This window comes from Maribellus comscasis (assembly GCF_009762775.1).
Taxonomy (GTDB): domain Bacteria; phylum Bacteroidota; class Bacteroidia; order Bacteroidales; family Prolixibacteraceae; genus Draconibacterium; species Draconibacterium comscasis.
On the sequence record NZ_CP046401.1, the window covers coordinates 3,224,461 to 3,250,781 of the forward strand.

Below are 26,321 nucleotides of genomic sequence, written 5' to 3' on the forward strand. Positions count from 1 at the left end.
ATTTTGTTTGATAATTGAACTTTATTTAAAACATAAGGTTAATATATCGGATTGTTTCCGTAACTTAATATAAAACCAAAAAATATTCATGTATAAACCAAAAATATTTCTAATCGGATTTTTGTTTTTTTCTGTTCAATGTTTTGCTCAGGACAGCTTGCTTACCATAAAGGGAGCGGTTGAATCGGCGTTTGGCAGAAATGCTGAGCTACAGCAATTGTATGCACAGTTAAAACAAAAAGAAAATCTCTGGCGGACAGAAACCGGAATATCTTCGCCCGAGATCAGCTATTTTAAAGAAGGAATTGCTTCCGGTCCGGGTGATGTTTTTGATGAGAGAAGAATTACAATTTCACAGGAAATAGATTTTCCGCTTACAACTTCTTATCGTTTAAAAGCGCTGGCTGAAGAAGTAAAGTCTTTGGAACTTCAGATAAAATCGAGAGAAAATGAGATTAAAGCTGAAGTAAAAAGTTATTATGTTGAAGTTTTGTACGCGCTTTATTTACAGAACTCGATGCAAAATCAGTTAAAACTGGCGCAAGAGTTATACAATGCCGTTTACACCAAATTTGAAACGGGTATGGGGAACGGGATTGATTTAGCAAATGCTGAACTTCGGCTGGAAGAGGCGAAAAATGATTTGGATCAGACACAGTGGACACTGCATAAAGCAAGATATGGATTGTTTTATGCCATGGGGTTGCCCGTTGAAGATCAGAAATATTCCATCGGGTTTTCGGATACGCTTCGGGCATCTGATATTGAGATCTCTCAAATAATGACGCTCGCTGTGCAGGAAAAGCAGCCCGATTTTTTAGCGACTGAACACCAGTTGCAGGCCGCTGACTTTTATATAAAGGAAGCCAAAAGTAACATTCTTCCCGACATTCGTTTGAATTTGTACAAACAGGATTATGGTTCAGGCTATAATTTTAAAGGTTTTGAAGTGGGGCTTCGAATACCAATCTGGTATCCGCTGGAACAAAAAGGAAAGATAAATACCGCTCTGGCACGGCAGGATGAAATTCGCTGGAAACAACAGGAAATAAGGCTCAATACAAAAAAGCAAATTGAATATGCATGGCACAATTACTCTGTTAGCCGCTCAATAATTAAGAGGTACAATGAAACCATGAAAGAAAAAGCTTCTCTTTTGCAGAGTCTGACTTTAAAAGCATACCAGTTGGGTGAGGTGGATTTACTAAACCTGCTTAATGCCCAGCAGACCTATCTGACAAGCGAACAGCGTTACCTCACCGCCCTGCGTGATTACTACCTTCAATTGCTTAGCCTCGAAAAATACCTGGAAGAAGATTTAGTCTATTAGTGAAAAAAATCAAAGGAACAATGAAAAATAAAATTACTGCTTTACTATTATTTGGAATCACAGTGTTATTCTTTTCCTGCGGTTCAGAAAACAAAAAGGATTCTGGTGAAGTTTCTCAGCAAACAGAATTGCCTCCTTCTTTAAAAACAGAAGACGTGGGCAACAATCTCATACAACTGTCAGACAAAGAGCAATCGGAGCTAACAATAAAAACCGTACAGGTTACCAATAATTTTATTGATTACTCGGTTGTTGCTCCCGGTGTGGTTTTTCAGGCACCCAATCATGCCAGTATTATTAGCACTCCGATAAACGGACAGATTCATGAAGTGTATAAATTTGAAGGGAGTTGGGTAAAAAGAGGCGATGTATTATTTGAAATTCAAAGTCTTGAATTTGGGAATCTGGTTTCGGAATATTTACAGGCATTTGCTGAGGAGCGTTTTCAGACCAATCGCTTAACGCGTTTAAAGCAGCTAGTTGAAGAGACAATAACTTCTGCAAATGAACTGGAAAGAGCCACCGCTGAATTCGACAGGGCAACAGCCTCTTCACGTGCAGCTTATTCAAGGCTGAAAGCAGTCGGTGTCTCAGACCATGAAATCAATCTTTTTACAAAGGGAGAAAATATTGATCCTGTATTAAAAATTTATTCACCGATTGATGGTGTTGTTGAGAAAAATTTTGTGGAACTGGGGCAATCGGTAAATGCACTTGAAAATTTATCCCGGGTGTTGGACACACGTGAAGTTTTAATTCGTGCATATTTATCTCCTGATGATGCCCGGCTTATCACCGTTGGAGATTCGGTTGCTGTTTCAAAACGGGAGAAACAGGAAAATTTACTGAATGCACGCATCACATCGATCAATCCCGGGTTAGACGAAAGCAGCCGCTCGGTAATTGCTAATATTGTTGTCCCAACTTCTGCTGGCTGGCCAAAACCGGGCGAGAATGTCCGTTTGTCGATTGTTACTTCTTCGCAAAAAGAGACGATCGCAATTCCGGTTGAAGCACTTACCTACGACGGCAACCAGGCGATTGTATTTGTGCAAAAAGGAAACGGAATTTATGAGAAACGTCCCATCGAAGTTTCCGAAATCAGAGATCGGTATGTATTTGTAAATAGTGGGTTAAAGAATGGCGAAGATGTAGCTGTTTCCAATGTTTTCAGCTTAAAAGCGCTTTCCAGGTTCGATATTATTGCTGAAGAATAATCCGGAAAAAGAGAATAAAATGCTTAAAGATATTATCACATTTAGTGTTCGGCAGAAATTTGTAGCCCTTTCGCTGGTTATTCTGATGGCTGTGGGCGGCTATTTTTCGCTGATTCAATTACCCATAAATTCGTTACCCGATGTAACGCCGGTTCAGGTTTTGGTAATTACAAAAGCAGGGCGCTACTCACCTTACGATGTTGAAAAATTAGTAAGTTACCCGATTGAAACTGCGATGAACGGACTTCCCGATGTTGCTGAAGTGCGTTCCATTTCACAATTTGGATTATCAGCGGTTACGGTTGAATTTGAAGAAAAAACCGACATTTATTTTGCCCGGCAGATGGTAAGCCAGCGTTTGCAATCGATCACCGACGAGCTTCCGCCCGATGTTTCCAGTCCACAGTTGGGGCCGATTACAACAGCTCTCGGAGAAATTTATCAATATGTCGTTCGGGGTGAAAATTATTCACTTACAGAACTGCGCGAAATTCAGGATTGGTTAATTGCTCCTCAGTTGAAAGTTGTAAAAGGAGTGACTGAGATTAATTCATTTGGCGGATTTGTAAAACAATACAATGTGGTTGTTCAACCCGGTCGTTTGCGAATGTTTGGAATTGGCATTTCGGAAGTATTGGATGCAATTGCGAACAATAACAGTGTTTCCGGAGGGAACTTTTTGGAACATAACGGCGAGCAGTTTATTATCCGGGGTGTTGGACAAATTAATAAAGTGGAGGACGTTGAAAATATTATTATCACCAACATCAACAATAAGCCGGTATTTATAAAAGATGTGGCCAGTGTTGAAATTGGTATGCAAATCCGGCAGGGAGGCGTTACACAGGATGGGAAAGGTGAAATTATAACCGGAATTGTGATGATGCTTCGCGGAGGCAATGGAAGAAAAGTGATTTCTGCAATTGAAGAAAAAATTGATAACATCAATCAAAACCTTCCCGAAGGTGTGAAAATTGAAAAATTTTATGACCAGTCGGATTTAATTAGCAGAACTACAGAAACAATTTCAACTAACTTGGTTGAAGGTGGATTTTTGGTTATTGTTGTGCTTTTGCTTTTGCTTGGCGAGATCTCAGGAGCCTTGATTGTGGCGATGGTTATTCCGCTTTCCATGCTTTTTGCATTTATCGGGATGCGCGAATTTGGACTGGCTGCAAATCTGATGAGTTTGGGAGCCATCGACTTCGGGATGGTAGTTGACGGTTCGGTTGTGATGGTGGAAAATATCGTACACGGACTTCAAAAAGAAAAGGGCAAAAACAAAGATGAAATTATACGAAAGTCGGCACAGCAGGTGGTGCGGCCCATTTTCTTTGGAGTGCTCATTATCCTGATGGTGTACGTTCCGATTATGACTTTTAGCGGGATGGAAGGAATTCTGTTCCGGCCGATGGCAATTACAGTTGCGGCGGCTGTTTTGGGTTCTCTGCTTTTAGCGCTGATTTTTGTGCCCGCTATTTCGGCTATCGTTTTTCGGAAAGGTGTGAAAGTTCGCAAAAATTATCTCATTAATTTTTTGAAACCACGTTATACAAAATCGCTGGGAACTTATATGGATAAAAAATGGCTTGTGGCTTCAGTTGCGGGGATAATTTTTGCAGCTTCTGTTTTTTTGATGACGCGTTTGGGAACCGAGTTTATTCCTGAACTGGACGAAGGTTCTATTCTTATTGAACAGGTTCGAATGCCGTCGGTAACACTGAATGAATCGATTGAAAATGCCAATTGGCTGGCCGGGAAATTGGTTCAAAATATTCCTGAAATTCAGACAGTAGTTCCAAAAACCGGACGTTCCGATTTAGCCAACGACTGGATGGGGGTTCACCAAACCGATGTTTGGGTTATTTTGAAACCTACTGAAGATTGGCGAAAAGGAATAACAAAGGATGATATTGTTTCGCAAATTGAACCGTATTTACAAACCGAGCCTGGACTTGTTTATAATTTCACACAACCGATTGCGATGCGTGTTGATGAGTTGACCAGCGGAGTAAAATCGGATTTAGCTGTGAAAATTTATGGTGAAGATTTGGATATTCTCAGCCAGATTGGAGAGAATATTTCAATGCTTTTGCCCGAGTTGGAAGGAACCGACAATTTTTATGTGGAACAAACGGTTGGCCAACCCTATTTAACTGTTGAGATTGACCGCGAAGCAGTGGCTTCGTTTGGTTTGAATGTGAACGATGTTCAAAAAGTAATTGAAGCAGGAATTGGCGGGCAGGAAGTGAGCCAGCTTTACGAAGGGCAGCGTCGTTTTGGAATTGCCGTTCGTTATCCCGAAGGGATTCGTGATCAGTTGCATAAAATTCAGGATGTGCCGGTGCATCTTCCCAATGGCGATTATGTTCCGTTAAAGCGGGTAGCGAAAATTGTTTTGCAGGAAGGCCCGCGTGAAATTCAGCGTGAAAATGGCTGGCGGCGTTTGATTGTCGGAATCAATATAAAAGATATTGACCTGGGGAGTTATGTAGCCAATCTTCAGAATGAAATTATGCAGAAGGCAAATATTCCTGCAGGTTATTTTATTGAATATGGCGGGACTTTTGAAAATCAGCGTCGCGCAATGCGTCACTTAATGCTGGTGGTACCTTTGTCCATTTTTATCATCATCGGTTTGTTGTATTTGAACTTTGGCAAAATGAAATATGCGATTCTTATTTTGCTGAACCTGCCATTTGCATTGTCGGGGGGAATTTTCCTGCTTTGGCTGCGCGGCATGTATTTGTCGGTTTCTGCAAGTATTGGTTTTGTTGCGCTGTTTGGGGTGGCGGTTTTAAACGGCATTGTTCTGATTGATCATATCAACCAAATAAGAAAAGAAAAAAAAGGAGAGCTGAAAAAATTAATTATTGAAGGAGCAGCTGATCGTCTGCGTCCGGTTTTAATGACTGCTCTGGTAGCCAGTTTAGGTTTTATTCCAATGGCATTTAATACCGGTCCGGGTTCAGAAGTTCAACGACCGCTGGCAACGGTGGTCATCGGTGGCTTGATTACTTCAACGCTTTTAACCTTAATGGTTTTGCCCATTGTTTATTATTGGGTGGAAAAACGAAAAAGCAGTAAAGAAATTATAACAACAGAAGGGGAGAGTTGAACGTAGATTTCAAGAAGGAGAAAAGGATGCGATCTTTATTGAAAGCATCCTTTTTAGTTAAGTTTGGTGTAGTATCAGAATGAATTTTTAAACCCTCAAGGTTTCGCAAACCTCGAAGATTTTTATTTTATCGGTCATTCAGTTCGTTTTTTGCTGGGTGTCATTTTTGTTTCGCGGCGCATCTCAAAAATGTCGGTGCTAATTGAATAGTCACCGATGAGGTGTTTGCAGAAATAATCAGCCTTTAGCCAGAAAAAGTATTCTGTGTAATCGCCAAACCCGTGTCGCTGTCCGGGCATAATAAAAAAGTCGAAACGTTTTTTTGCTTTCATCAATGCGTTTGCCATGCGGAAAGTATTCCCGGGATGAACATTATTATCCATGTCGCCGGTTACCAGAAGCAACTTTCCTTTCAGGTTTTTGGCCAGTTCCGAGTTCTTTTCAATATCGTAGATAAATTTTGATTCACCTTTATCATCGATTTCCTCCTTCACGCCGTGATGTTTTTCGCTCCACCAACGGTTGTAGATGTTATTTTCATGGTTTCCGGCAGAAGAAACGGCAACTTTGTAGAAATCGGGATATTGCAGGAGTGCTGCTGTTGACATAAAACCTCCACCGGAATGGCCGGAAATTCCCACTTTTTCGATATCAATGTATTTATGTTGATCAGCCAATTGTTCCAGTACATATTTTTTGTCGGCCAATCCGTAATCACGCAAGTCGTTGTATCCATAATTATGATACCATTTTGAACGGTTGGGATGTCCGCCGCGGTTGCCAAGTGTTACGATAACAAAACCCAGCTGAGCAAAACGATCGGTTCTGTCCATTCTTGATGAAAAAGAGGCATTTACCGCTTCGGTTTGCGGGCCTGGGTAAACGTATTCCAAAACCGGATAAAGTTTGGTCGAATCAAAATCGAAAGGTTTGTACATCACTCCGTAAATATCAGTAATTCCATCAGCTGCTTTGGCTTTGAAAATTTCCGGGAATTTGTAACCTGCTGCAAAAAGATTACTCAAATCAGCAGTTTCAAGTTGCATTACTAATTTCCCCTGATTGTCTCTGATTTCTGACGCTGGAGTAGTGTTTACTCTCGAAAAATTATCGATGAAGTAACGGTATGAATCGCTCATTTCAACATCGTGATTAAAGTTGTCTTTGTCGAGTAGCGTTAATCCACTACCGTCAAGATTTACTTTATAAAGATGTTCGTAATATGGATTCTCATCTGTTTCGTGCGCATTTGCAGTGAAATACATTACGCGATTCTTTTCATCAACCTTTAATATTCTCTCGCAATGCCACGGGCCGGAAGTAATCTGGTTTTTCAGATTTCCCTCGCCGTCATACAAATAAAAATGTGCCCATCCGTCGCGTTCCGACCAGTGAATAAATTCGTTTCCATTATTAATCAGGTGAGGATCCTGAATTTCAACATAGGTATTCAGCCGTTCCTCAACAAGCGGTTTAACTTCGCCGGTTTCAATATCGGCAACGCAAACATCAATTTCGTGCAGGTCGCGACTGGTGCGGGTGAAATATATTTTATCCGAAGATTCAGAAAGCCATTTGCGCGGAACGTAGTCTTTTATCCGGTCTTTGTTGCTTAAGTTCGCTCGGCAAATATTTATGGTTTGGTCGGCAAAAGCAGAAACATCAATTTGTTTGCCCTCTTTTTTATCCATGTCGAAAACCCAAAGTTCGCTTTGCGGCGCTTCTTTTTCGCCCGGCATTTGGTATTTGTAGGTTTCCAGATCCGGACGTGGCTGATTCAAGACGTTAATTACCCACAGTGCTTTTACTTTGCGACTATCATTGCGTTCCAATGCAAATTTTTTCGAATCCGGTGACCATAAAATATAGGCATTTTTGCGTTTTTCGCTCTCCTTTTTTATGGTTTTTTCGTCATCATTTTCTTTCGGAGTATAACCGCCACCAAAAGCATAGTTTTTTTCGCCGTCGGTAGTAAGCTGGTGTTCAACAATGGTTGAGTCTTTTTTATCCTCCTCTTCTTCCAATGCTTTCAGAAAGTTTTCTTTATCCATCCAATACAGATTGTAGTCGCGGGCAAAAACTACGTACGAACTGTCGGGTGAAATGGCTGCCCACGACGGATGCTCTTTTATTTCTTTCCAGTCTTCCTGTTCGTATAATTCGCCGCTCGTAATGTTGTATTCAAAATGAAAAACTTTCTTTTTTGGCTTTTCTTTTTTTGGCTTTTTGCCGGTGTCTGTTTGGGTTGAATCCTGCTTTACAGAAGAATCTTCTTCTATTTTTTCTTCGTCTTGACTGCTCGTAACATCAAACTGAAAAACAGTATCGTTTTTTTTGAATTTTGGTTTTATTGGTGGCAGATGTTTGCCGTCGTAAGGGTCCTTTGTTATTCGGGTTAACATCGCAGCCATTTTATCAATATTAAAGAGGGCTGTTTTGGATTTTTTATCTAAATCAACCAAATAGAAAAATTCGCCTTCAGATGTTTTATAAGAATACCAGAATTTATCCCCGGTTTCCAACCAATTGGGAGCCACCGAAGTACTAAAAACCATTCGTTTTATTTTTTCGGGAGAAAAGCGTTCTGCCAGGCGATAATTGGCTGTTGTAACCGATTCGTTTTGGGCAATAATTTTCCCGTTTATCAGCAAGACTGCCAATAAGAAAATGAGTAGATTCTTCTTTTGCATTATTCTGATTTTAGATTAAATATTTCATTTGAAGGGGCTTAAAATAAAAAATTAATTCAAAGCGGAAGCTTTCAAAAATCAGTATTTATGTTTGGAATCAGAAAAAAAGAGGAATTTTTGGGAAAGCGTGTGAGAAGAAACTAGTTGATAATGTCGTCTAGCTTGACCTGTTTTTCCATCAAATCTTTTAGTGTTACTGAGGTCAGATATTCCGTAATTTTATTGTTTAATTGTCCCCAGAATCCTTTTGAAGCACAGATCCCTTCGCGTTTGCAGGTGTAACTGTGCGATAGGCAGTCGACAACGCAAACTCCGGGTTCAAAGGCGTTGTGAATATCATTTATTGTAATTTCCTCCGGTTTCCGGGTAAGAATATAACCGCTTTTTCGGCCTCCGGCTTTTGTAACCAAGCCTGCAACTTTTAAAGCCGTGACGATATGATCCAGATATTTGTAAGAGATATTCTGGTTTAGCGCAATGTCTTTTTGAAGAATCCCATTTTCAGACTCACACATTGCAATCTCAAGAATTGCACGGACACCATACCTGGTTTTTGTACTAAACTTCAAAACAGATAGTTGATTATGTTTTTTTTAAATCGTATTTAAAAGCAAATGTAACAAAAACTTCGTCATTTACTTTTATAGTGCCCAATAGTTTTCTGGGTGGTTCAATTTCAAAATCAGACAATTCTAATTCTATATCGCCTGTTAAAACCATTTCCGAATCTTCACAAAAATTAATGGCACAGGGAATTATAAAATTGCGGGTATTTCCGGCGATTGAGATTTTTGTTTTAAAGTTTGTTAGTCCGGTTGCTTCATCAAAGTCAGCTTTCTCTCGTGGCTCGATATCAATTTTAATATAAGGATACTCTGATGCTTTTACCATATTAAAAAAGTCATTAAGTATCCTGTTGTTTGGACCGTAAAATTCTTTTACGGGGATTTGTATATTTTGGTATGTTTCATCGTTTTGATATGGAGTTTGAGGTTGATTAATTTCAGGGTCGTAATTAACAAATTCAAATTGATTAACGTTTGATGAGCCTTGAATTAGAATATAATTTATACAATTTTCGTCCACTTTCAATCCGCTTTTTTCGTTTCCGTGATTGATAAACAGGGGAACAAGCGAGAGAATTAAAACTGGAATCTGGTATTTCAAAAAGTTAAACATTCCGAAATATAAAATTGAAAGGTTGTCCGGGATTTCCGGACAACCAGTTCTACTACCTTTTAATTACTAAAATGCAATACCTGCTTCCAGTACCACTCCATTGAATTTACCACCATCAATAGATCCGTGAGCAGGTCCCTCGTAATTTTGTGTCACATAGTCAAGTTTTACCACAACATTTGGAGTCATATACCATCCGCCACCAATATTTGTACGGTCAACAGAAGAACCGTCGTTATTGCTTACATTATTGTAGCGAGTGCCTACATAAAAGCTACCCAAACGATAAAGCGCCTGAACTGCCGTTTGAGTGAAGTGCTGGTCTGCTTCGTTTTTCTCTCCTTTCATGTTTTCATAAATTCCGAAAACTTCCAGGCCATGAAACTGAACAAATACGTTGGCCATGTAGCTGTTCATCTGGGATTGCCCGCTTCCGGGAGACCAACGCCCTGAGCGGAAGTTGTCGCCTTCTGCATCTGCTGTTTGCATTACGTTGTAGTAGCGGGCACCTGCACGATCACCGTCCCATAAATAGGAGCCACTGTGTCCGTCTCCTACATGATACCCGGACAAAGTTGCACGAATACGTAAATCTTCGTTGATATTTTTATCATAACCCAGTTTCCAGTTGAAAACAAGATCTTCGCCTAAATTACCACCACGTCCGTAATTTACGCGTCCGTTGTTGGTCCCAACCAAAGCTAAAAATCCATCTTTTCGGAACAAAATATCCAGGCCGGGATTGGTTGTATAAGCGTCCATAATCCAGCTCCCGACAAAAGGATTGTTTATTACGTTACCATTATTGCTGCGGAAAAAATGAGCATCTCCGTAGTTGGGCATCATTACCCCGGCTCTAATGGTAAGATATTTCATAAGGTTATCGCTGGCCGGTAAAAATGGCATGTGATCAATGGTTAAATAGCCACCTTCAACCCACGCTTCATTATGATGGCGTGACGACATGTAGTTGTTGATATACAACTGAATACCGGGAGCTAGATCTGCAGTAACGCTTAAATTTGCAGTAGGCAAATTGAAATTATTTTTTAAATCGATAAGTTCAACCGGAGCCTCATGATCCAGGGCCTGCATTTGAAGTGCAAAACCAGCGCCAACTTTTGCTTTCACCTTCTCGAATTCACTCGCCTCTAGTTTGGGTTTTTCAAATTGTTGCCCCAGGGATAGCATGCTTACTAAAGCTGCCGATAAAAGAACAATTACTTTTTTCATAACTAAAAATTAAATTTATATTCATCAAATTCAGCTGATTGGGTCAGCTTTTCAAATTGTTTGTTATTTATTTTCAAGTACAATTTCGTAGGTAATTTTAATTTCGTCTGCGGTTTTTAAAGCGCCCATCATAGCTGTTGGTGGATCAACTTTAAAATCACTCATTTTTAAAGGAACCTCTCCTTTAATCTTTATCCGATTTTGAGCTACCTTGTCATAAGCGAATTTGATCCCAACTTCTTTGTCTGTTCCATTGATGGTTAACAGGCCTTTTAACTCTGAAGAACTTTTGTCGGGGTTTGCAGCTACTGATTTATTAAGTCGGAAATTTATTTCAGGAGATTTATCACTGTTTAGTGCCTTTTGTGTTTTATTGTTCATTATTTTGTTGTTGCTTTTGAGGCTCTCAACCGGACATGTAAAATCCACATTCCTAATTTCTGTAATCGAATTTTCGTTAAGGGCGATTGTTGCGTTGCAACTAAATTCTTCGGCTTCCATTTCCCAATCGTGAACAGAGGATGTTCCGGAGACTATCAGTTTACTCTCAGAAGGAATGACTTTAAATTGTTGTTGGCCAAAACTTAAAGTGTTTGTAAATGAAGCGATTAATACGCTTAGCATTAGATATTTAAGGCTCGACTTTTTCATAATTAATTTTTTAATCTATTAATCCTATAATTTTAATAGGACAAATATAATGTTGTATTTTTTATGCAAATGATGATGAATGTCAATTTTGGGCCGAAAAATGTTCTAAAACATCCCTATTTAACCTTGAGTTTACATTCGAGTGTTATCCGGATGTTTTGACAAGTTAAAATCCCGGAAACATTGGAACTGAATTTTTCGTTGAAAAATGAAAAGAGTAAATTATGAGGAGGTATTGGAGGACTAAGGTTTTAAAGGTTTTGATTTTGAGTTTCTTGATACTATTCTTTTCCGCCGGTTTAAACGCACAGAAATTTGAAAATCGGCGGATGAATATGGTAGCTGTACAAATTGAAGCCAGGGGGATTACAAATGAGAAAATTTTGAAAGCCTTCAGAACTGTTGAAAGACATAAATTTGTTGATCCGGAATTTTTAGCTCTTGCCTACAATGACTCTCCGCTTCCGATTGATGAAGGGCAAACCATTTCGCAACCATATGTAGTCGCATTTATGACCGAATCTCTTGACTTGGAGGTAAATGAGAAAGTCCTGGAAATTGGAACAGGTTCCGGCTACCAGGCAGCAATTTTGGCCGAGTTGTGTGATTCTGTTTTTACAATAGAAATTTTTGAGTCGCTGGCCAGGAAAGCGAAAAATCTGTTTGACGACCTGGGATATAAAAATATTATTCCCAAAACAGGCGATGGGTACAAAGGCTGGCCTGAATATGCTCCTTTCGATGCAATAATTGTCACCTGCTCTCCGACACATATTCCTGAACCATTGAAAGAACAACTTGCCGAAGGCGGACGAATGATAATTCCTGTTGGCAAGTCGTATACCCAACAGTTGGTGTTGTTGGAAAAGAAGAAAGGAAAAATCAAAGAAAAGAAAATATTACCTGTTCGTTTTGTGCCTATGTTAGATGAAGACGGTAAAAAATATTGATTTTAGTGTCTTCTCATAATAAAATTTGACAGATTATTTGTTATTTTGAATTTAACCAAAAATCATTCAGAATGAGAACTAAACTGTTGCTGATATTCCTGCTTACTCCGTTTATTTTTAGTTGTGCTCAAAAAGCAGATCCGGCGAGACAATGGTTTATGTACCGTGGAAATTACGCCAGCGGCGTTTTGGACAATGCAAATTTGCCTGAAAAATGGGATACAGAAACTGGTGAAAATATTGCCTGGAAAACATTTATTCCCGGACTTGGCAACTCATGCCCGGTGGTTTGGGGCGATAATATTTTTATAACTACAGCGGTCAGTCAGGCCGACTCGGGAAAGATTGTTACCGGAATTTACGGTTCGATCGTTCCGGTGCAGGATTCCTCCGTTCACGACTGGATTACCTATTGTTTTGATAAAAATTCGGGCGAGATAAAATGGCAAAAAACCGCATATTCAGGAATACCTAAACAAAAACGCCATCCGATGTCGACACATGCAAACTGCACTTCGGCAACCAATGGCGAATATGTGGTTTCATTTTTTGGTTCAGAGGGATTGTATTGTTACGACGTGAATGGTAACTTGCAATGGAAGAAGGACTTTGGTGTTCTTCAGTCGGTTTTCTTTTTGGTTCCGGGTGCTGAATGGGAATTTGCCAGCTCGCCGTTGATTCACGACAATGTGGTTATTATTCAATGTGATGTTTTTGAAAATTCATTTTTGGCGGCTTACGACATAAAAACCGGCGGTGAAATTTGGAAAGTGAAACGCGATGAATACCCGGGATGGTGTACCCCAAATGTTTATTATGAAGGAGAAAAAGCCCGAATTGCGGTTAACGGATATAAACACCGGGGAGGATACGATTTTGAAACCGGTGAAGAATTGTGGAAGCAGTCGGGAGGTGGTGATATTCCAATTCCGACACCAATTGTTGGTGAGAACCTGGTTTACTTTAACAGCGCGCATGGAAAGATTTCTCCGATTCTGGCCATTCAGAATAATGCGCGCGGTGATATTACTCTGGATGAAAATGAAACTTCAAACGAGTTTGTAAAATGGGGAAAATTGCGAGGAGGTTCGTATATGAGTACGATGTTATTATACAACGGATATTTGTATAATGCAGCCTGGAATGGTAAACTTACCTGTTACAATGCTGTTACGGGGGAAGAAATGTATTCTGAGAAGGTGGGTGGCGGAAATAGTTATACATCGTGCCCTGTTGCTGCCGATGGAATAATTTACATAACCGACAACGACGGAGTAGTATATTCTGTAAAAACCGGGCCTGAGTTTGAGATCCTCAGGGAAAATCAGTTGCACGAAACCGTAATGGCCACACCAGCCATTTCCGATAACTATTTGTTTTTCAGAACGGGGAATCATTTGGTGGCAGTTTCAGGGAAATAGTATTTCAGAAAAATTTGAGGTTAATTTAAGTTTCCGTGATTGCAGGGAATCTCTTTTTATTAATCCGAATAATTGTCTTATTTTCGCCAAATTGTTTATTTACATGAGATCGTATGTGGCTTAGGGTTTCCAGCATTATCCTTCGGAATAAAATTTTATTGCTTGTCGTTTTGGTTGTAATAACCGGCTTTTTGGGTTATCATGCACAAAAGGTTGAAATGTCGTACGAATATTCGTCGTTACTTCCCAAAAAGGATCAGGCATACAAGGACTATCAAAATTTTGTTGAAGTTTTTGGCGAAGAAGGAAATCTGATTGTTATCGGAACACAAGATTCCAATTTTTTTCATCTTGCCCATTTTCATCGCTGGCAAAGGTTGTGTGCCGAGCTTTCAGCAATTGATGGCGTGGAAAACCTGATTTCGGTTGCAAATTCCTACAATCTTGTAAAGGATACTGAAAAGAAACAGTTTGAGGTTGTTAAGGTATTTCCCGATACACTGCAATCGCAAAAAGAACTGGATGAATATGCCACAGTTTTGCGGAGTTTACCTTTTTACGACCGGCTTCTTTACAATAAGGAAACGGATGCTTATCTGCTTGCGATTACAGTAAACAAAGAAAAAATGAAGTCAAAGGAACGGGAAAAACTCATTCGTTCCATTCAAAAAGTCAGTCGTCAGTTTGAAAAAGACGAAGACATAAAATTACACTATTCCGGTTTGCCATACATTCGTGTGGTTAATTCCATTCAAATTAAAAAGGAGCTGTATTTTTTTAGCGTTCTTGCGCTGGCTATTTGTATTATCGTTTTATTTATATTTTTCCGCTCTTTCAAAGCTGTATTTTTTCCGGTACTTATTGTTTTAATTGGTGTGGTTTGGTCGATGGGAATGTTGGCGCTGTTTGGTTTTAAAATAACCTTACTTACCGGAATGATTCCTCCGCTGCTGATTGTAATTGGTATTCCCAACAGTATTTACATGTTGAATAAGTTTCACCATGAGTTTGTAAGCCACGGAAACAAAGTAAAGGCGCTTCAACGGGTAATCATAAAAATTGGGAATGCAACGTTTTTAACGAACCTGACAACAGCTTCCGGTTTTGCCACTTTTATTATCGTAAAAAGTAATTTGTTGAAGGAGTTCGGAATTATTGCCTCTTTAAATATCATGGGGCTTTTTGTTCTTTCTCTGTTATTGATTCCAATTATTTTCAGTTTTATTGAGCCGCCTTCGTCAAAGCATGTCAAGCATCTGGATAATAAGTTTATATCAAAGATAATCTCGCAGCTGATAAACATTACTCAAAATCGTCGGAAAACTGTGTACGTAGCCACAACAATAATTCTTGCCGGAGGATTTTATGGCATTTCTCTGATGAAAACTTCAGGTTACATGGTTGACGATATTCCCAAAGATGATCCGATATATATTGACTTGAAATTTTTTGAAAGTAATTTCGACGGGCTGATGCCGCTGGAAATTATGATAGATACAAAAAAAGCCAAAGGAGTGATGCAGATGACAACTTTCAGAAAGATCGATCAGTTGGAGACACGACTCGCTGAATATCCCGAGCTTTCCTCTTCACTTTCATTGCTGAATTTGCTGAAATTTGCAAAACAGGGTTTTTATAATGGTCGCGAAAACTATTACAGTTTGCCCAATAACCGAGAGAAAAATTTTATTCTTCAATACGCTCAAACCGGTGAGGAAAATGCAAACCTTCTGCACTCGTTTATGGACAGTACACAGCAGATTACGCGAGTAAGTATTCGCATGAAAGATGTTGGAACCAAACGGATGGAAGAATTGTATGCTGATTTTAAATCGGATATTGATTCAATATTTACGTCTGATAATTACGATGTTATTGTAACCGGTTCAAGTGTGACTTCCTTCAAAGGGACACAGTATCTTTTGAAAAACTTATTTCAGAGTCTGGCGCTGGCAATTTTTCTGATTTCGGGTTTTATGGCCATTATGTTTTCTTCCTGGAGAATGGTAATTATGTCGCTTATTCCAAATGTAATTCCGCTGGTTTTTACCGCGGCAATAATGGGTTATGCCGATATTCCCATAAAAGCCTCCACAATATTGGTATTTAGTATTGCTTTTGGTATTTCGGTAGACAACACTATCCATTTTTTGGCCAAATACAGGCAGGAGTTAAATGTAACCGGCTGGGATATCGGAAAGTCTGTTATTCTGGCTTTAAAAGAAACGGGAGTGAGCATGCTTTATACTTCGGTTGTGTTGTTTTTTGGGTTTGGAATTTTTTCGCTTTCCAGTTTTGGAGGGACTGTTGCATTGGGGGTTCTGGTTTCCATTGCTTTGCTGGTAGCGGTTACATCCAATTTGATTTTACTGCCTTCGCTCCTGGCGAGTTTGGAAAGAATAACTACAACCAAATCGTTTAAAGAACCGTTATTACATATTTACGACGAGGAAGAAGATATTGAACTGGAGGACTTGGAGATATCGTACAAAGAAGAAGAAAATAAGAAGTAGCAGGTATGTTTACATTTGAAGAGTTACTTGAGAAAATAAATACCGAAATTCAGAAACGCACGCAGGAACTCAGGAAGAAAGAACCGTTGAGACTTTACGAACCTGTTGATTACACGCTCGAAATGGGTGGTAAGCGTCTGCGGCCGGTTTTGGTTTTGCTCAGTTACAATTTATTTTCTGAAGATGTTTCAAAGGCAATCCCGGCTGCTCTCGGAATCGAGGTCTTTCATAATTTTACGCTTTTGCACGACGATATTATGGACAAAGCCGATGTGCGGAGAAACAGGCCGACAGTTCATAAAAAATTCAGCGAGAACGGCGCCATTTTATCGGGCGATGCCATGGCTTTTTTAGCCTACGAATACTTGCTCGAAATTGAATCGGCAAGAATTACTGATGTTGCCCGTTTGTTCTCCAAAACGGCACTTGAAGTTTGCGAAGGACAGCAGCTTGATATGGATTTTGAAACTCGTCTGGATGTTACTGAAGAAGAATATCTGGAAATGATACGGTTAAAAACGGCAGTTTTACTGGCTTGTAGTTTAAAAACAGGTGCGTTGCTGGCTGATGCTCCGGAGGAAATGGCCAAAAAACTATATGACTTTGGGATCAATTTGGGCCTGGCTTTTCAACTGCAGGACGATATGCTGGATACGTTTGGAAACCAGGAGACTTTTGGAAAAAAAATAGGGGGCGATATCCTGGCCAATAAAAAGACCTTCCTGCTGATAAAAGCGATTGAAATGGCAAATTCGGAACAATCAGAGAGACTGCACTATTGGATAAATAAAGAGGATTTTATTCCTGAACAAAAAGTAAAGGAAGTTATAGCCATTTATAATCAGATTGGTGTTCAGCAACAGATCCGGAAAAAAATAGATTCATTTTATCTGCATTCACTGGAAATTCTGGATGAGCTTAAAGTATCTGAGGATCTTAAAAATCCGCTTAAAAGCCTGAGTAATAAAATGCTTCAACGTGTTTTTTAACAACGTTAAATTTGCTCCAAAAAAAAGGGCTTTTCGTTGTAAAAAAGCAAAACAATACTAAATTTGTTGGGCAGTGAAAAAACTGATAGTTAAAAAACCGATATAAAATCTAAACATAAATGGCTAAAAACATTGGTAAAATCATCCAGGTTATTGGTCCTGTGGTGGATGTTAGTTTCGAACAGGTAGGTAGCGAACTCCCCAGTATTTACGATGCATTGGAAGTAGTTAGAGAAGGCAAGGATAGTTTAATTATCGAGTGCCAGCAGCACATTGGTGAAAACCAGATTCGTTGTATTGCAATGGATGCGACCGACGGGCTGAGAAGGGGGATGGATGTAGTTTCAACCGGAAGCCCGATAACTATGCCGAAAGGAGAGGTTTCTTTGGGACGTTTGCTTAACGTTGTCGGAGATGCTATCGACGGATTGGAACAGTTGCCAAAAGAAGGTTTAAATATTCATAACGAACCACCAAAATACGAAGAGCTTACTACCGAAACTGAAGTTCTTTACACCGGGATAAAAGTAATTGACCTTATTGAGCCCTATGCAAAAGGAGGAAAGATTGGTTTGTTTGGAGGTGCCGGTGTTGGAAAAACCGTTTTGATTCAGGAGTTGATTAATAATATTGCTCTTGCACACAGTGGTCTTTCTGTATTTGCCGGAGTGGGAGAACGTACCCGTGAAGGAAACGACCTTTTAAGGGAGATGATTGAAGCCAATATTGTTGATTATGGCGAAGAATTCAAAGAATCCATGGAAAAAGGAAGTTGGGATCTCTCCAAAGTTGACAACGAAAAAATTAAAAAATCAAAACTGGCCATGGTTTTTGGGCAGATGAACGAACCGCCGGGAGCCCGTGCCCGAGTGGCTTTATCGGGATTAACAATTGCTGAAAGCTTGCGCGACGGCGATGGTTCAAAAGGTGGCGGTCGTGATATTCTGTTTTTTGTTGATAATATTTTCCGTTTTACTCAGGCAGGCTCCGAGGTGTCTGCACTTTTGGGAAGGATGCCTTCGGCAGTAGGTTACCAGCCAACGCTGGCTACTGAAATGGGGGTGATGCAGGAACGGATTACCTCAACCAAAAACGGTTCTATTACATCGGTTCAGGCAGTTTATGTACCTGCCGACGACTTAACTGACCCGGCACCGGCAACAACATTTGCCCACCTTGATGCAACGACTGTATTAAGCCGTAAAATTTCAGAGCTTGGAATCTATCCTGCAGTTGATCCGCTGGATTCATCCTCAAGAATTTTAACTCCTGAAATTGTTGGGCAGGAACATTACAAGTGCGCACAAGATGTAATTATGTTGCTTCAGCGATATACTGAATTGCAGGATATAATTGCAATCCTGGGTATGGATGAACTTTCGGAAGAAGATAAACTGGTGGTTCACCGTGCACGTCGCGTACAACGTTTCTTGTCGCAGCCATTCTTTGTTGCTTCTGCATTTACAGGGCTCGACGGAAAACTGGTTTCAATAGAAGATACTATTAAAGGTTTCAATATGATTATGAATGGTGAAGTGGACAAATATCCGGAAGCTGCATTCAATTTGGTTGGAACCATTGAAGAAGCGATTGAAAAAGGCGAACGCATGTTGGCCGATAATTAATCCTGAATTTGATAAACATGTTTATTGAAATTATTACACCCGACAAAAAGGTTTTTGAAGGCGAGGTAAAACTCGTTCAACTTCCAGGAAGTAAAGGAGGTTTTGAGATATTGAAAAATCACGCACCCATCATTTCTACTTTGAAAAAGGGAACCATAAAAGTGGTTGAGGAAAATGGGAAAGAACAGCTCTTTGAAGTCGATGGTGGAGTAGTAGAAAACAAGGCAAATAAAATCATTGTGTTGGTGGAATCGGTCTAAAAGAAAGAAAAATTACTATATTACCCTGAAGAATCTAATCTTCGGGGTTTTTTATTTTATGGGGAAAATTAAATACCTTATCATACGATTTAGTTCAATTGGCGACATTGTTTTAACAACACCAGTAATCCGTGGGCTAAAACAGCAGGTAGATAATGCAGAAATTCATTATGTTACCAAAAATAAACATGCTTCTATTGTTCGCTCAAATCCGTTCATCGACAAAGTTCATGTGTTGGATGAAAATATCAATGACTTATTGGATGAGCTTGAAAAAGAGCAACTGGATTATATTATTGATCTTCACCAGAATTTTAGAAGTAACCGGATAAAAAGTCGTTTAAAATTGCCTGCTTTTTCTTTTGAGAAACTCAATTTTAAGAAGTTTTTGATGATTCAGTTTAAAATCAACCGTTTGCCCGAGAGGCATATCGTTGATCGGTATTTGGATACAGTTTCGGTTTTTGATGTGCAGAATGACGAACAGGGGCTTGATTTTTTTATTCCTGAAAAAGAGCAGTTTGACAAAAACAAGCTACCAAAGTTTTTTCAAAAGAGTTTTTTGGTTTTTGTAATTGCCGGCACCTATTTTACAAAGAGGCTTCCTGTTTCCAAAAAAGTAGAAATTTGTAATGCCGTTGATTTTCCGATAATTCTTCTTGGAGGCCAGAACGAAATTCATGAGGCAACCGAAGTGGATTCAGAAACCGGCGAAAACGTATTAAATCTTGTTGGAAAGTTAAGTTTAAATGAATCTGCATCGTTGGTTCGTGCTGCCAAACTGGTTCTTGCAAACGACACCGGGCTGATGCATATTGCCACTGCTTTTAAAAAGAAAATATTATCATTTTGGGGAAATACCGTTCCCGAATTTGGTATGTATCCTTACCAGGCTCACCCCGATTCTAAGATTATCGAAGTTAAAGATTTAAAGTGCAGGCCCTGTTCAAAACTAGGGTTTGATAAATGTCCCAAAAAGCATTTTAATTGTATGAATCAGATAGAAGTGCAGAAAGCAGTTCAGTGGATAAAAGAGAATTACTAATTTTCCTTTTTGATTTTTTAACACCTCTTAACGCACTATCATTCTGATTCTCTGTCTTTACTTAAAAAGTATAAAAACGTTTCAGTTGTCTTTTTATACGATTTAAAAAGGAATTTGCCGGTTCACAGGAAATCCTTTTTCCAGGCCTGCAATGTACAATACTTTAGAGGTTAAAACAGAAAACAATAAAAGATGATTAAACAGAAAACAGGACTTTTTATATTCTTTTTATGTATTGTTGTACCGGTTCATATCAAAGCAAAAGAAAGTAAAACAAAGGAAGCCGGGCAGTGGGCGCTCGCCAGGGAAACCAAGGGCGTTTCCATTTATTATCGTTGGATAGTAAACGACACGGTAAAAACACGGGAGATGAGAGCCAAATTTAAAATTAAAGCAGATGTGGCTGAGATTCTTCCTCAATTCTCCGAAGTCGAAAATTATTATTGTTGGGCGGTGGGAATTAAAAAGTGTGAAATAAAAAAATTGAATGAAAACAGTTGGGTGACCTACACTTTAATGGATTATCCGTGGCCCTTTAAACAAAAAGATTTAGTAACCAGATATTTGGTTCGTATTTTCAGTGATGAAACAACTATCTCAGTCTATTCAGATCCCAATTTTTTTGCTAAAAAAGATGGTGTTGAACGGGTGCAGAATTACTTTGGTGAGTGGAAATTCCGTACAAATAAAAGCGGAACTACTGAAGTCGACTATCGCGTCGTTTCTTATGTCAAACCGGTTTTCCCCCGGTTTATCCAGGATCCGGTTATCCAGAAACTATTTATCGATTCTTTCCACGAGTTAAAACTACTGGCCGAAACAAAATGAAAACAGAAACTGTAAAACGGAATGGAGTAAAACGGCTGTTCTCTTTAAAAGGTGAACCCAAAGTGGTTGCCAAAGGATTTGCTCTTGGGTCGTTTGTGGGGATGTTGCCTTTTCCGGGGTTCCAAATAATAATTTCTGCAACACTGGCTTCTTTTTTCCGCCTGAACAAAACCGCAGCCATTGCCGGGGTTTTTAATACAAATCTGGCAACCGGAGTTTTTGTTTTTGCGTTTAATTACTGGCTCGGCAAAAAGATTCTTGGAATAGAATCAGCATTTCAGATGCCGGAAAAGATTGGGATTGGTTTTGCCAGGACCATTTTTGAGGCTGGTTCCGATGTATTTCTGTCATTGTTGCTGGGAGGATTTATCACCGGAATTTTTGCTATGATTCTTGGATATTATATTTCTCTCACCCTGTTAACCCGAAAAATAAAATCCCCTGATGAACATTGAAAAATATACACTGATTACCGGCGCCAGCGCAGGTTTGGGAAAGGAACTGGCTTTGGAATGTGCAGGTAGGAGCAAAAACCTGATTTTAACGGCTCTGCCCGGCGAGAGCATTAAACGTTTCGGACTAAAGTTGTCTTTACAGTTTAATATTCAGGTGAAAACATTTGAAACTGACCTGACTGAGTTTGGGGCAGTTGAACAGTTTGTACAAAATATTGGTGATTTTGAAATTGAAATTTTAATAAATAACGCCGGTGTGGGCGGTACAAAATCGTTCTTGGAAGCTAAAACCGAATATATTGATCAGATTGTATTATTGAATATGCGGGCCTTGGTTTTGTTGACACACCTGCTTCTCCCCGTTTTGAGAAGACAATCCAGAGCGTATATTCTGAATATTGCGAGTATGGCTTCTTTTGGGCCGATGCCGTTTAAAACCGTTTATCCGGCTTCAAAGGCATTTGTATATTCATTTTCACGTGGATTGGGAGCTGAACTGAGAGGAACAGGAGTGGTCGTGAGTGTTGCCCATCCCGGGGGAATGCGGACAAATGCTGAAGTTACACAGCGGATTGAAAGTCACAGTCGCTTAATCCGCAGTACAACGCTTGAAACCCGGCTGGTAGCCAAAATATGTATGCGCAAACTTTTAAAAGGAGATGAGCTGATTATTCCTGGATTTATGAACAAATTGAGCTGGCTGGTTTTCAAAATAGTGCCGGTGTGGATGAGACTCAGAATAATGAGATCTTCTCTTCAAAGGGAAATAAATGCTTCAAACCAAATGGCAGGAGGAGCATTAAAATGAAGGTACTGGTTACTGGTGCAAATGGTTTGCTGGGGTCGCACATCGTTCGTGAATTACTCAACCGGAAATTCGATGTGCGGGCAATGGTACGAAAAGGAAGCAACCTGGAGGCCCTGAAAGGATTAAATTGCGAATTTTTTAAGGGGCGGATAACAAACAAAACAGATGTGGAAAAGGCAGTAAAGGATTGTGACTATGCTATTCATGCTGCGGCCCGGACGACACAAACGCCATCGCAACTCGAAGCTTTTTATAAAATCAACGTCCAAAGTACAAAACTTCTGTTTGAAGCCTGTGTAAAATACAAGATCACGCGTTTTGTTTTTGTAAGTACGGCAAACTGTTTTGGCAATGGCACAAAAGTTTTTCCGGGAAATGAAAAGAATCCGTTTCCTTTGTGGCTAAAAAGCTCGGGTTATGCGTACAGCAAATTATTAGCACAGGAAATGGTTTTAAATAAATCCGGTCAATATGAACTTGATACAGTAGTTGTAAATCCAACTTTTCTGATAGGCGAAAACGATGTAAAACCCAGTAGCGGAGAAATTTTTTTTCATGTTGTAAACAAGCGGTTTGTATTCTACCCGCCGGGTGGAAAAAATTTTGTTGACGCAAAATCAGTTGCGGGAGGTGTTGTAAATGCAATGCTGAAGGGCAAAAAAAGGGAGAGTTATCTTTTAGCGGGCGAAAATCTTTCTTATGTTGATTTTTTTAAAACGGTTATGAGAATTACGCAGCAAAATCCTTTGTTAATACCTGTCCCCTCGTGGTTTTTAAAACTATTGGGTTATGGTGGCGACCTGCTTGAAAAATGGTTTAAAGTTCCGGTTCAGTTAACAAGTACAAATGCAAAAATGATATGTACCGGGAATTATTATTCAGCAGAAAAAGCAATTAAAGAGATTGATTTTGAAGTGATTCCGCTGCAACAATCATTGGAAAAAGCTATCTTGTGGTTTCAAAAAAATAATTAGTTCAAATTTTAATCTAAATGAATAGAATAAGAAAATTCTGGCTTCGGTTTTGGGTGGTTTTTCTTATTCAGATAGTCATTAAAAGTTTTGATCAATCATTTCCACACGGGCCATTTGAGGTAAATATCCGGAGCCTGGTGTTTACACTGTTTTTTTTGGCTTATGGATTGCTTATTTGGTGGATTGCTGATTTTTTAAATGATTATTTTCATCATTTGACAAAAAGCCTAAAAAAGGAAGTAAATCGTATTGTTATACTTACATCTCTGCACGGAATTTTAGGCTTTGTTCTTTCAGCTTCTTTAAATCATTTGTATCGCCTGGGTGATGTTTATCTGTTCGGGAATGCAGAAAACTGGAATCAGATAGCATTGCTAAATCCGGAACTAACAGTGGCTTTAACCAGTTTGTATCTACTGATACTTGGTTTCGACGGTTATTTTGAAACGCAAAGAAATCTCCAAAGTGAAAAATTGAAGGCACAGGAATTGGAGAAGGAAAATCTACTGGCGCAATACAAAGCTTTAAAGGCGCAAATTGAACCTCATTTTTTGTTTAACAGCCTAAGTGTACTTTCTTCACTGGTTTATGAGGATGCCGATCTTTCAGCCGATTTTATAGTGAAAATGTCGAAAACCCTGCGATATATTATTGAAAAAAATGAATTTCATCTTGTTAAACTTTCCGAAGAGCTCGATTTTCTGGACTCCTACTATTTTCTTATCAAAACCCGGCTCGATAATGGTGTTTTTCTTGAAACCCGGCTTACAAAGTCTTTTATTGAAAACACATATATACCACCGGTAACTTTACAACTATTGGTTGAAAATGCGGTGAACCATAACAAATATAATCCGGAGGATCCTTTGAAGATAGTTATAGAAACAAAAGATAATTTTATAATTGTAAGAAACAATCTGAATCCGCGACTTAAAACTGAACCGTCCACACAAACTGGTTTGAAAAACCTAAAAAGAAGATATGAACTCATTTCAATGCAGCAAGTTGCAGTAATTACAGAGAATGGTGAGTTTATTGTTAAAATACCGTCGTTAAAACAATCAGATTATGAAAGTTTTACTGTTTGAAGATGAAAAACATACGGCGCAGCGCCTTGTTCAGTTGCTGAAAAAATACGATGCTGATATAAAAGTGCTTGATGTTATCGGGTCGGTAAAAGAAGGTATTCAGTGGTACAGGAAAAATCCGCTTCCTGATTTGGTTTTCCAGGATATTTTGCTGAACGACGGAAATTGTTTTGAGATTTTTGATGACGTAAAAGTTAAGGTTCCGGTTATTTTTACCACTGCGTACAATGAATATGCACTTCGTTCTTTTAATGTTAATAGTATCGATTACATTGTAAAACCTTATGATTACCAGGATATAAAAATGGCTCTTGACAAATTTCGCAGTTTTAGGGAGATGTTTCTTCCTCCGGAAAACGATCTGTTAAAAAAGATTGTATTTCCGGAAGCAGCTGAAGTAAAAAGGCGTTTTCTCGTTAAAGTTGGTGATAGGTATCGCTCTGTAAAAAGCGAGGACATTGCCTGGTTTTTGTTTGATGAAGGCGTGACTTTTGCTGTCACATTTGAGAATTCAAAATTCCCGGTAAATCATTCCATTGAGCAGCTTTCCGGATTACTTGATTCCCGTTTTTTTTTCCAAATTAACCGGAAATACATTATAAATATTGAATCTATTCGCAACATTCACACATGGTTTAACAGTCGTTTCAAAATTGAAATGGTACCAAAACCCGATGAAGATATAATCGTAAGTCGTGAGCGTGCCAAAGATTTTAAACTGTGGCTCGATCAGTAATTATTTATTCTCAAAGGCTTGACCCAGCCGCTCGAGTCCTTCCTGTAAAATGCTTTGCGGGCAGCCAATATTAATCCGCATCCAACCGTCGCCTCCGGTACCAAAACGGCCGCCGTTGCTTAGTCCGACTTTTGCTTCCTCAACAATAAATTTCGAAAGTTCTTCATCTTTCATTCCGTACTCTGTGAAATCAAGCCAAACAAGGTAAGTTGCTTCTAAAGGCATAACTTTTACTTTTGAAAGATTCTTTTCAATAAAGGCTTTAACCAGTTGATAGTTCTCCCAAAGGTAATCGAGCATTTGTTCCAGCCATTCGTCGCCGTGAGCATAAGCTGCTTCCAGGGCAACAGAACCAAAAATATTTCCCATGCCCAGGTGTCCTACACCCAGAGCTCTCTCATAACGGGCGAAATTTGTTTTATTGGGAATAATGGCAATTGATGAGGAAAGTCCAGCGACGTTAAATGTTTTACTTGGCGCCATAAAAACCAGAGAATTGTTGGCTGCCTCTTCTGAAATGGTCGCAAATGGAATATGTTTGTGTTTTTTGAAAATCAAATCAGAATGGATCTCATCGGAAATCACCATGATTTTGTTTTCGATACAAATAGTCGAAAGTTCTGCAAGTTCGTCTTTTGTCCACACCATTCCTCCCGGGTTCTGCGGATTGCAGAGCATTAGTAATTTTGTCTTTCCCGATATTTTTGCTTTTAGGTCATCAAAGTCAAATGTGTATCTTCCGTTTTCAATCTTTAGCGGATTTTCCACCATTTTTCGTTTGGTGCCTTTTACGCATTCAAAAAAAGGAAAATATACCGGCGGTTGCACAATCACTTCGTCGCCGGGTTTCGAAAAAGTTTCAACGGCCATTGTTAAACCGGCAACTACGCCGGGGCTAAACGAAACCCACTCTTTCTGAATTTCCCAGTTGTGTCGCCGTTTCATCCAGCCAATAATGGCCTGAAAATAAGATTCAGGTTTTAATGTATACCCAAAAATTTCATGATCAGCTCTTTTTTTAATTGCATCAACAACAAAATCGGGAGTTTTAAAATCCATATCGGCCACCCAAAGAGGCAAAACATCGTTGGTGTTAAACGCCCAGTCGCGTGCATCGTACTTTATACAATTGGTTCCTTCACGCTGAACTATTTCATCAAAATTGTATTTTTTCATTACTATATATACTATGGTATAAATTTGCGGTTGAC

Annotated in this window: 22 protein-coding genes; 16 read left to right on the forward strand and 6 right to left on the reverse strand. The window is 39.3% G+C overall.

Annotation, left to right across the window (positions count from 1 at the left end; all coding sequences use genetic code 11):
* Positions 1–88: 88 nt before the first annotated feature.
* The 3 genes from GM418_RS12880 to GM418_RS12890 are packed head-to-tail and all read left to right on the forward strand — an operon-like array spanning position 89 to position 5,665.
* Entirely contained in the window at positions 89–1,330 is a 1,242-nt protein-coding gene (locus GM418_RS12880) for a TolC family protein (RefSeq protein ID WP_158866866.1), read from the forward strand.
* Positions 1,331–1,350: 20 nt separating this feature from the next.
* A complete protein-coding gene (locus tag GM418_RS12885) occupies positions 1,351–2,547 on the forward strand; it encodes an efflux RND transporter periplasmic adaptor subunit (RefSeq protein ID WP_158866868.1) in 1,197 nt (398 codons plus the stop codon).
* Between the two features lie 19 nt (positions 2,548–2,566).
* Positions 2,567–5,665: an efflux RND transporter permease subunit gene (locus GM418_RS12890; protein ID WP_158866871.1), complete on the forward strand. Its 3,099-nt coding sequence runs from the start codon at positions 2,567–2,569 to the stop codon at positions 5,663–5,665.
* A gap of 134 nt (positions 5,666–5,799) precedes the next feature.
* Here GM418_RS12890 and GM418_RS12895 read toward each other — a convergent pair whose 3' ends face one another.
* From GM418_RS12895 to GM418_RS12915, 5 genes are all read right to left on the reverse strand, one after another.
* Positions 5,800–8,355, reverse strand: a complete 2,556-nt coding sequence (locus GM418_RS12895; protein WP_158866874.1) for a S9 family peptidase — start codon at positions 8,353–8,355, stop codon at positions 5,800–5,802.
* Between the two features lie 140 nt (positions 8,356–8,495).
* A complete protein-coding gene (locus tag GM418_RS12900; RefSeq protein ID WP_158866877.1) occupies positions 8,496–8,924 on the reverse strand; it encodes an RrF2 family transcriptional regulator in 429 nt (142 codons plus the stop codon).
* A gap of 13 nt (positions 8,925–8,937) precedes the next feature.
* Positions 8,938–9,522, reverse strand: a complete 585-nt coding sequence (locus GM418_RS12905) for a hypothetical protein (protein WP_158866880.1) — start codon at positions 9,520–9,522, stop codon at positions 8,938–8,940.
* A gap of 78 nt (positions 9,523–9,600) precedes the next feature.
* Positions 9,601–10,767, reverse strand: coding sequence for a hypothetical protein (locus GM418_RS12910; protein ID WP_158866882.1), 1,167 nt, complete (start codon positions 10,765–10,767; stop codon positions 9,601–9,603).
* A 63-nt stretch (positions 10,768–10,830) separates the two neighbouring features.
* Positions 10,831–11,418 carry a YceI family protein gene (locus tag GM418_RS12915; protein WP_158866885.1) on the reverse strand — a complete coding sequence of 196 codons (588 nt, stop codon included), beginning with the start codon at positions 11,416–11,418 and terminating at the stop codon, positions 10,831–10,833.
* Between the two features lie 224 nt (positions 11,419–11,642).
* On the opposite strand from GM418_RS12915, the gene GM418_RS12920 reads away from it, so the two are divergent.
* The 13 genes from GM418_RS12920 (at position 11,643) to GM418_RS12980 (ending at position 25,110) form a co-directional block, all read left to right on the forward strand.
* On the forward strand, positions 11,643–12,368 hold the full coding sequence (locus GM418_RS12920) for a protein-L-isoaspartate(D-aspartate) O-methyltransferase (RefSeq protein WP_158866888.1): 726 nt from the start codon (positions 11,643–11,645) through the stop codon (positions 12,366–12,368).
* A 71-nt stretch (positions 12,369–12,439) separates the two neighbouring features.
* Positions 12,440–13,789, forward strand: a complete 1,350-nt coding sequence (locus GM418_RS12925) for an outer membrane protein assembly factor BamB family protein (protein WP_158866891.1) — start codon at positions 12,440–12,442, stop codon at positions 13,787–13,789.
* A 113-nt stretch (positions 13,790–13,902) separates the two neighbouring features.
* Positions 13,903–16,302, forward strand: a complete 2,400-nt coding sequence (locus GM418_RS12930; protein ID WP_158866893.1) for an efflux RND transporter permease subunit — start codon at positions 13,903–13,905, stop codon at positions 16,300–16,302.
* Between the two features lie 5 nt (positions 16,303–16,307).
* Entirely contained in the window at positions 16,308–17,291 is a 984-nt protein-coding gene (locus tag GM418_RS12935; protein WP_158866895.1) for a polyprenyl synthetase family protein, read from the forward strand.
* A gap of 119 nt (positions 17,292–17,410) precedes the next feature.
* Positions 17,411–18,916, forward strand: a complete 1,506-nt coding sequence (atpD, locus tag GM418_RS12940; protein WP_158866898.1) for a F0F1 ATP synthase subunit beta — start codon at positions 17,411–17,413, stop codon at positions 18,914–18,916.
* 17 nt (positions 18,917–18,933) lie between these two features.
* The gene (gene atpC / locus GM418_RS12945; protein ID WP_158866901.1) at positions 18,934–19,176 is read left to right on the forward strand and encodes an ATP synthase F1 subunit epsilon; all 243 of its coding nucleotides are present in this window, start codon (positions 18,934–18,936) and stop codon (positions 19,174–19,176) included.
* A gap of 58 nt (positions 19,177–19,234) precedes the next feature.
* Positions 19,235–20,221 (forward strand): glycosyltransferase family 9 protein, encoded by a 987-nt coding sequence (locus GM418_RS12950; RefSeq protein ID WP_158866904.1) that lies wholly within the window; start codon positions 19,235–19,237, stop codon positions 20,219–20,221.
* Positions 20,222–20,413: 192 nt separating this feature from the next.
* Complete coding sequence (locus GM418_RS12955; protein WP_158866907.1) at positions 20,414–21,049, forward strand: SRPBCC family protein; 636 nt, start codon at positions 20,414–20,416, stop codon at positions 21,047–21,049.
* The gene (locus GM418_RS12960) at positions 21,046–21,504 is read left to right on the forward strand and encodes a DUF2062 domain-containing protein (RefSeq protein WP_158866909.1); all 459 of its coding nucleotides are present in this window, start codon (positions 21,046–21,048) and stop codon (positions 21,502–21,504) included. Before GM418_RS12955 ends, GM418_RS12960 begins: the two co-directional genes overlap by 4 nt.
* Positions 21,494–22,312 (forward strand): SDR family NAD(P)-dependent oxidoreductase, encoded by an 819-nt coding sequence (locus GM418_RS12965; RefSeq protein WP_158866912.1) that lies wholly within the window; start codon positions 21,494–21,496, stop codon positions 22,310–22,312. The genes GM418_RS12960 and GM418_RS12965 overlap by 11 nt, the downstream gene beginning before the upstream one ends.
* Positions 22,309–23,286: an NAD-dependent epimerase/dehydratase family protein gene (locus GM418_RS12970; protein WP_158866915.1), complete on the forward strand. Its 978-nt coding sequence runs from the start codon at positions 22,309–22,311 to the stop codon at positions 23,284–23,286. Before GM418_RS12965 ends, GM418_RS12970 begins: the two co-directional genes overlap by 4 nt.
* Positions 23,287–23,303: 17 nt before the next feature.
* On the forward strand, positions 23,304–24,374 hold the full coding sequence (locus tag GM418_RS12975; RefSeq protein WP_158866918.1) for a sensor histidine kinase: 1,071 nt from the start codon (positions 23,304–23,306) through the stop codon (positions 24,372–24,374).
* Complete coding sequence (locus GM418_RS12980) at positions 24,355–25,110, forward strand: LytR/AlgR family response regulator transcription factor (RefSeq protein WP_158866921.1); 756 nt, start codon at positions 24,355–24,357, stop codon at positions 25,108–25,110. Before GM418_RS12975 ends, GM418_RS12980 begins: the two co-directional genes overlap by 20 nt.
* Here GM418_RS12980 and GM418_RS12985 read toward each other — a convergent pair whose 3' ends face one another.
* Positions 25,111–26,286: a MalY/PatB family protein gene (locus GM418_RS12985; RefSeq protein ID WP_158866923.1), complete on the reverse strand. Its 1,176-nt coding sequence runs from the start codon at positions 26,284–26,286 to the stop codon at positions 25,111–25,113.
* Between the last annotated feature and the right edge of the window lie 35 nt (positions 26,287–26,321).

Bases quoted from the DNA above. Each gene is read 5' to 3' on its own strand.
- GM418_RS12880 (WP_158866866.1), top strand. From the start codon at position 89: ATGTATAAACCAAAAATATTTCTAATCGGATTTTTGTTTTTTTCTGTT.
- GM418_RS12885 (WP_158866868.1), top strand. From the start codon at position 1,351: ATGAAAAATAAAATTACTGCTTTACTATTATTTGGAATCACAGTGTTA.
- GM418_RS12890 (WP_158866871.1), top strand. From the start codon at position 2,567: ATGCTTAAAGATATTATCACATTTAGTGTTCGGCAGAAATTTGTAGCC.
- GM418_RS12895 (WP_158866874.1), bottom strand. From the start codon at position 8,355: ATGCAAAAGAAGAATCTACTCATTTTCTTATTGGCAGTCTTGCTGATA.
- GM418_RS12910 (WP_158866882.1), bottom strand. From the start codon at position 10,767: ATGAAAAAAGTAATTGTTCTTTTATCGGCAGCTTTAGTAAGCATGCTA.
- GM418_RS12915 (WP_158866885.1), bottom strand. From the start codon at position 11,418: ATGAAAAAGTCGAGCCTTAAATATCTAATGCTAAGCGTATTAATCGCT.
- GM418_RS12920 (WP_158866888.1), top strand. From the start codon at position 11,643: ATGAGGAGGTATTGGAGGACTAAGGTTTTAAAGGTTTTGATTTTGAGT.
- GM418_RS12925 (WP_158866891.1), top strand. From the start codon at position 12,440: ATGAGAACTAAACTGTTGCTGATATTCCTGCTTACTCCGTTTATTTTT.
- GM418_RS12930 (WP_158866893.1), top strand. From the start codon at position 13,903: ATGTGGCTTAGGGTTTCCAGCATTATCCTTCGGAATAAAATTTTATTG.
- GM418_RS12935 (WP_158866895.1), top strand. From the start codon at position 16,308: ATGTTTACATTTGAAGAGTTACTTGAGAAAATAAATACCGAAATTCAG.
- atpD (WP_158866898.1), top strand. From the start codon at position 17,411: ATGGCTAAAAACATTGGTAAAATCATCCAGGTTATTGGTCCTGTGGTG.
- atpC (WP_158866901.1), top strand. From the start codon at position 18,934: ATGTTTATTGAAATTATTACACCCGACAAAAAGGTTTTTGAAGGCGAG.
- GM418_RS12950 (WP_158866904.1), top strand. From the start codon at position 19,235: ATGGGGAAAATTAAATACCTTATCATACGATTTAGTTCAATTGGCGAC.
- GM418_RS12955 (WP_158866907.1), top strand. From the start codon at position 20,414: ATGATTAAACAGAAAACAGGACTTTTTATATTCTTTTTATGTATTGTT.
- GM418_RS12960 (WP_158866909.1), top strand. From the start codon at position 21,046: ATGAAAACAGAAACTGTAAAACGGAATGGAGTAAAACGGCTGTTCTCT.
- GM418_RS12965 (WP_158866912.1), top strand. From the start codon at position 21,494: ATGAACATTGAAAAATATACACTGATTACCGGCGCCAGCGCAGGTTTG.
- GM418_RS12970 (WP_158866915.1), top strand. From the start codon at position 22,309: ATGAAGGTACTGGTTACTGGTGCAAATGGTTTGCTGGGGTCGCACATC.
- GM418_RS12975 (WP_158866918.1), top strand. From the start codon at position 23,304: ATGAATAGAATAAGAAAATTCTGGCTTCGGTTTTGGGTGGTTTTTCTT.
- GM418_RS12980 (WP_158866921.1), top strand. From the start codon at position 24,355: ATGAAAGTTTTACTGTTTGAAGATGAAAAACATACGGCGCAGCGCCTT.
- GM418_RS12985 (WP_158866923.1), bottom strand. From the start codon at position 26,286: ATGAAAAAATACAATTTTGATGAAATAGTTCAGCGTGAAGGAACCAAT.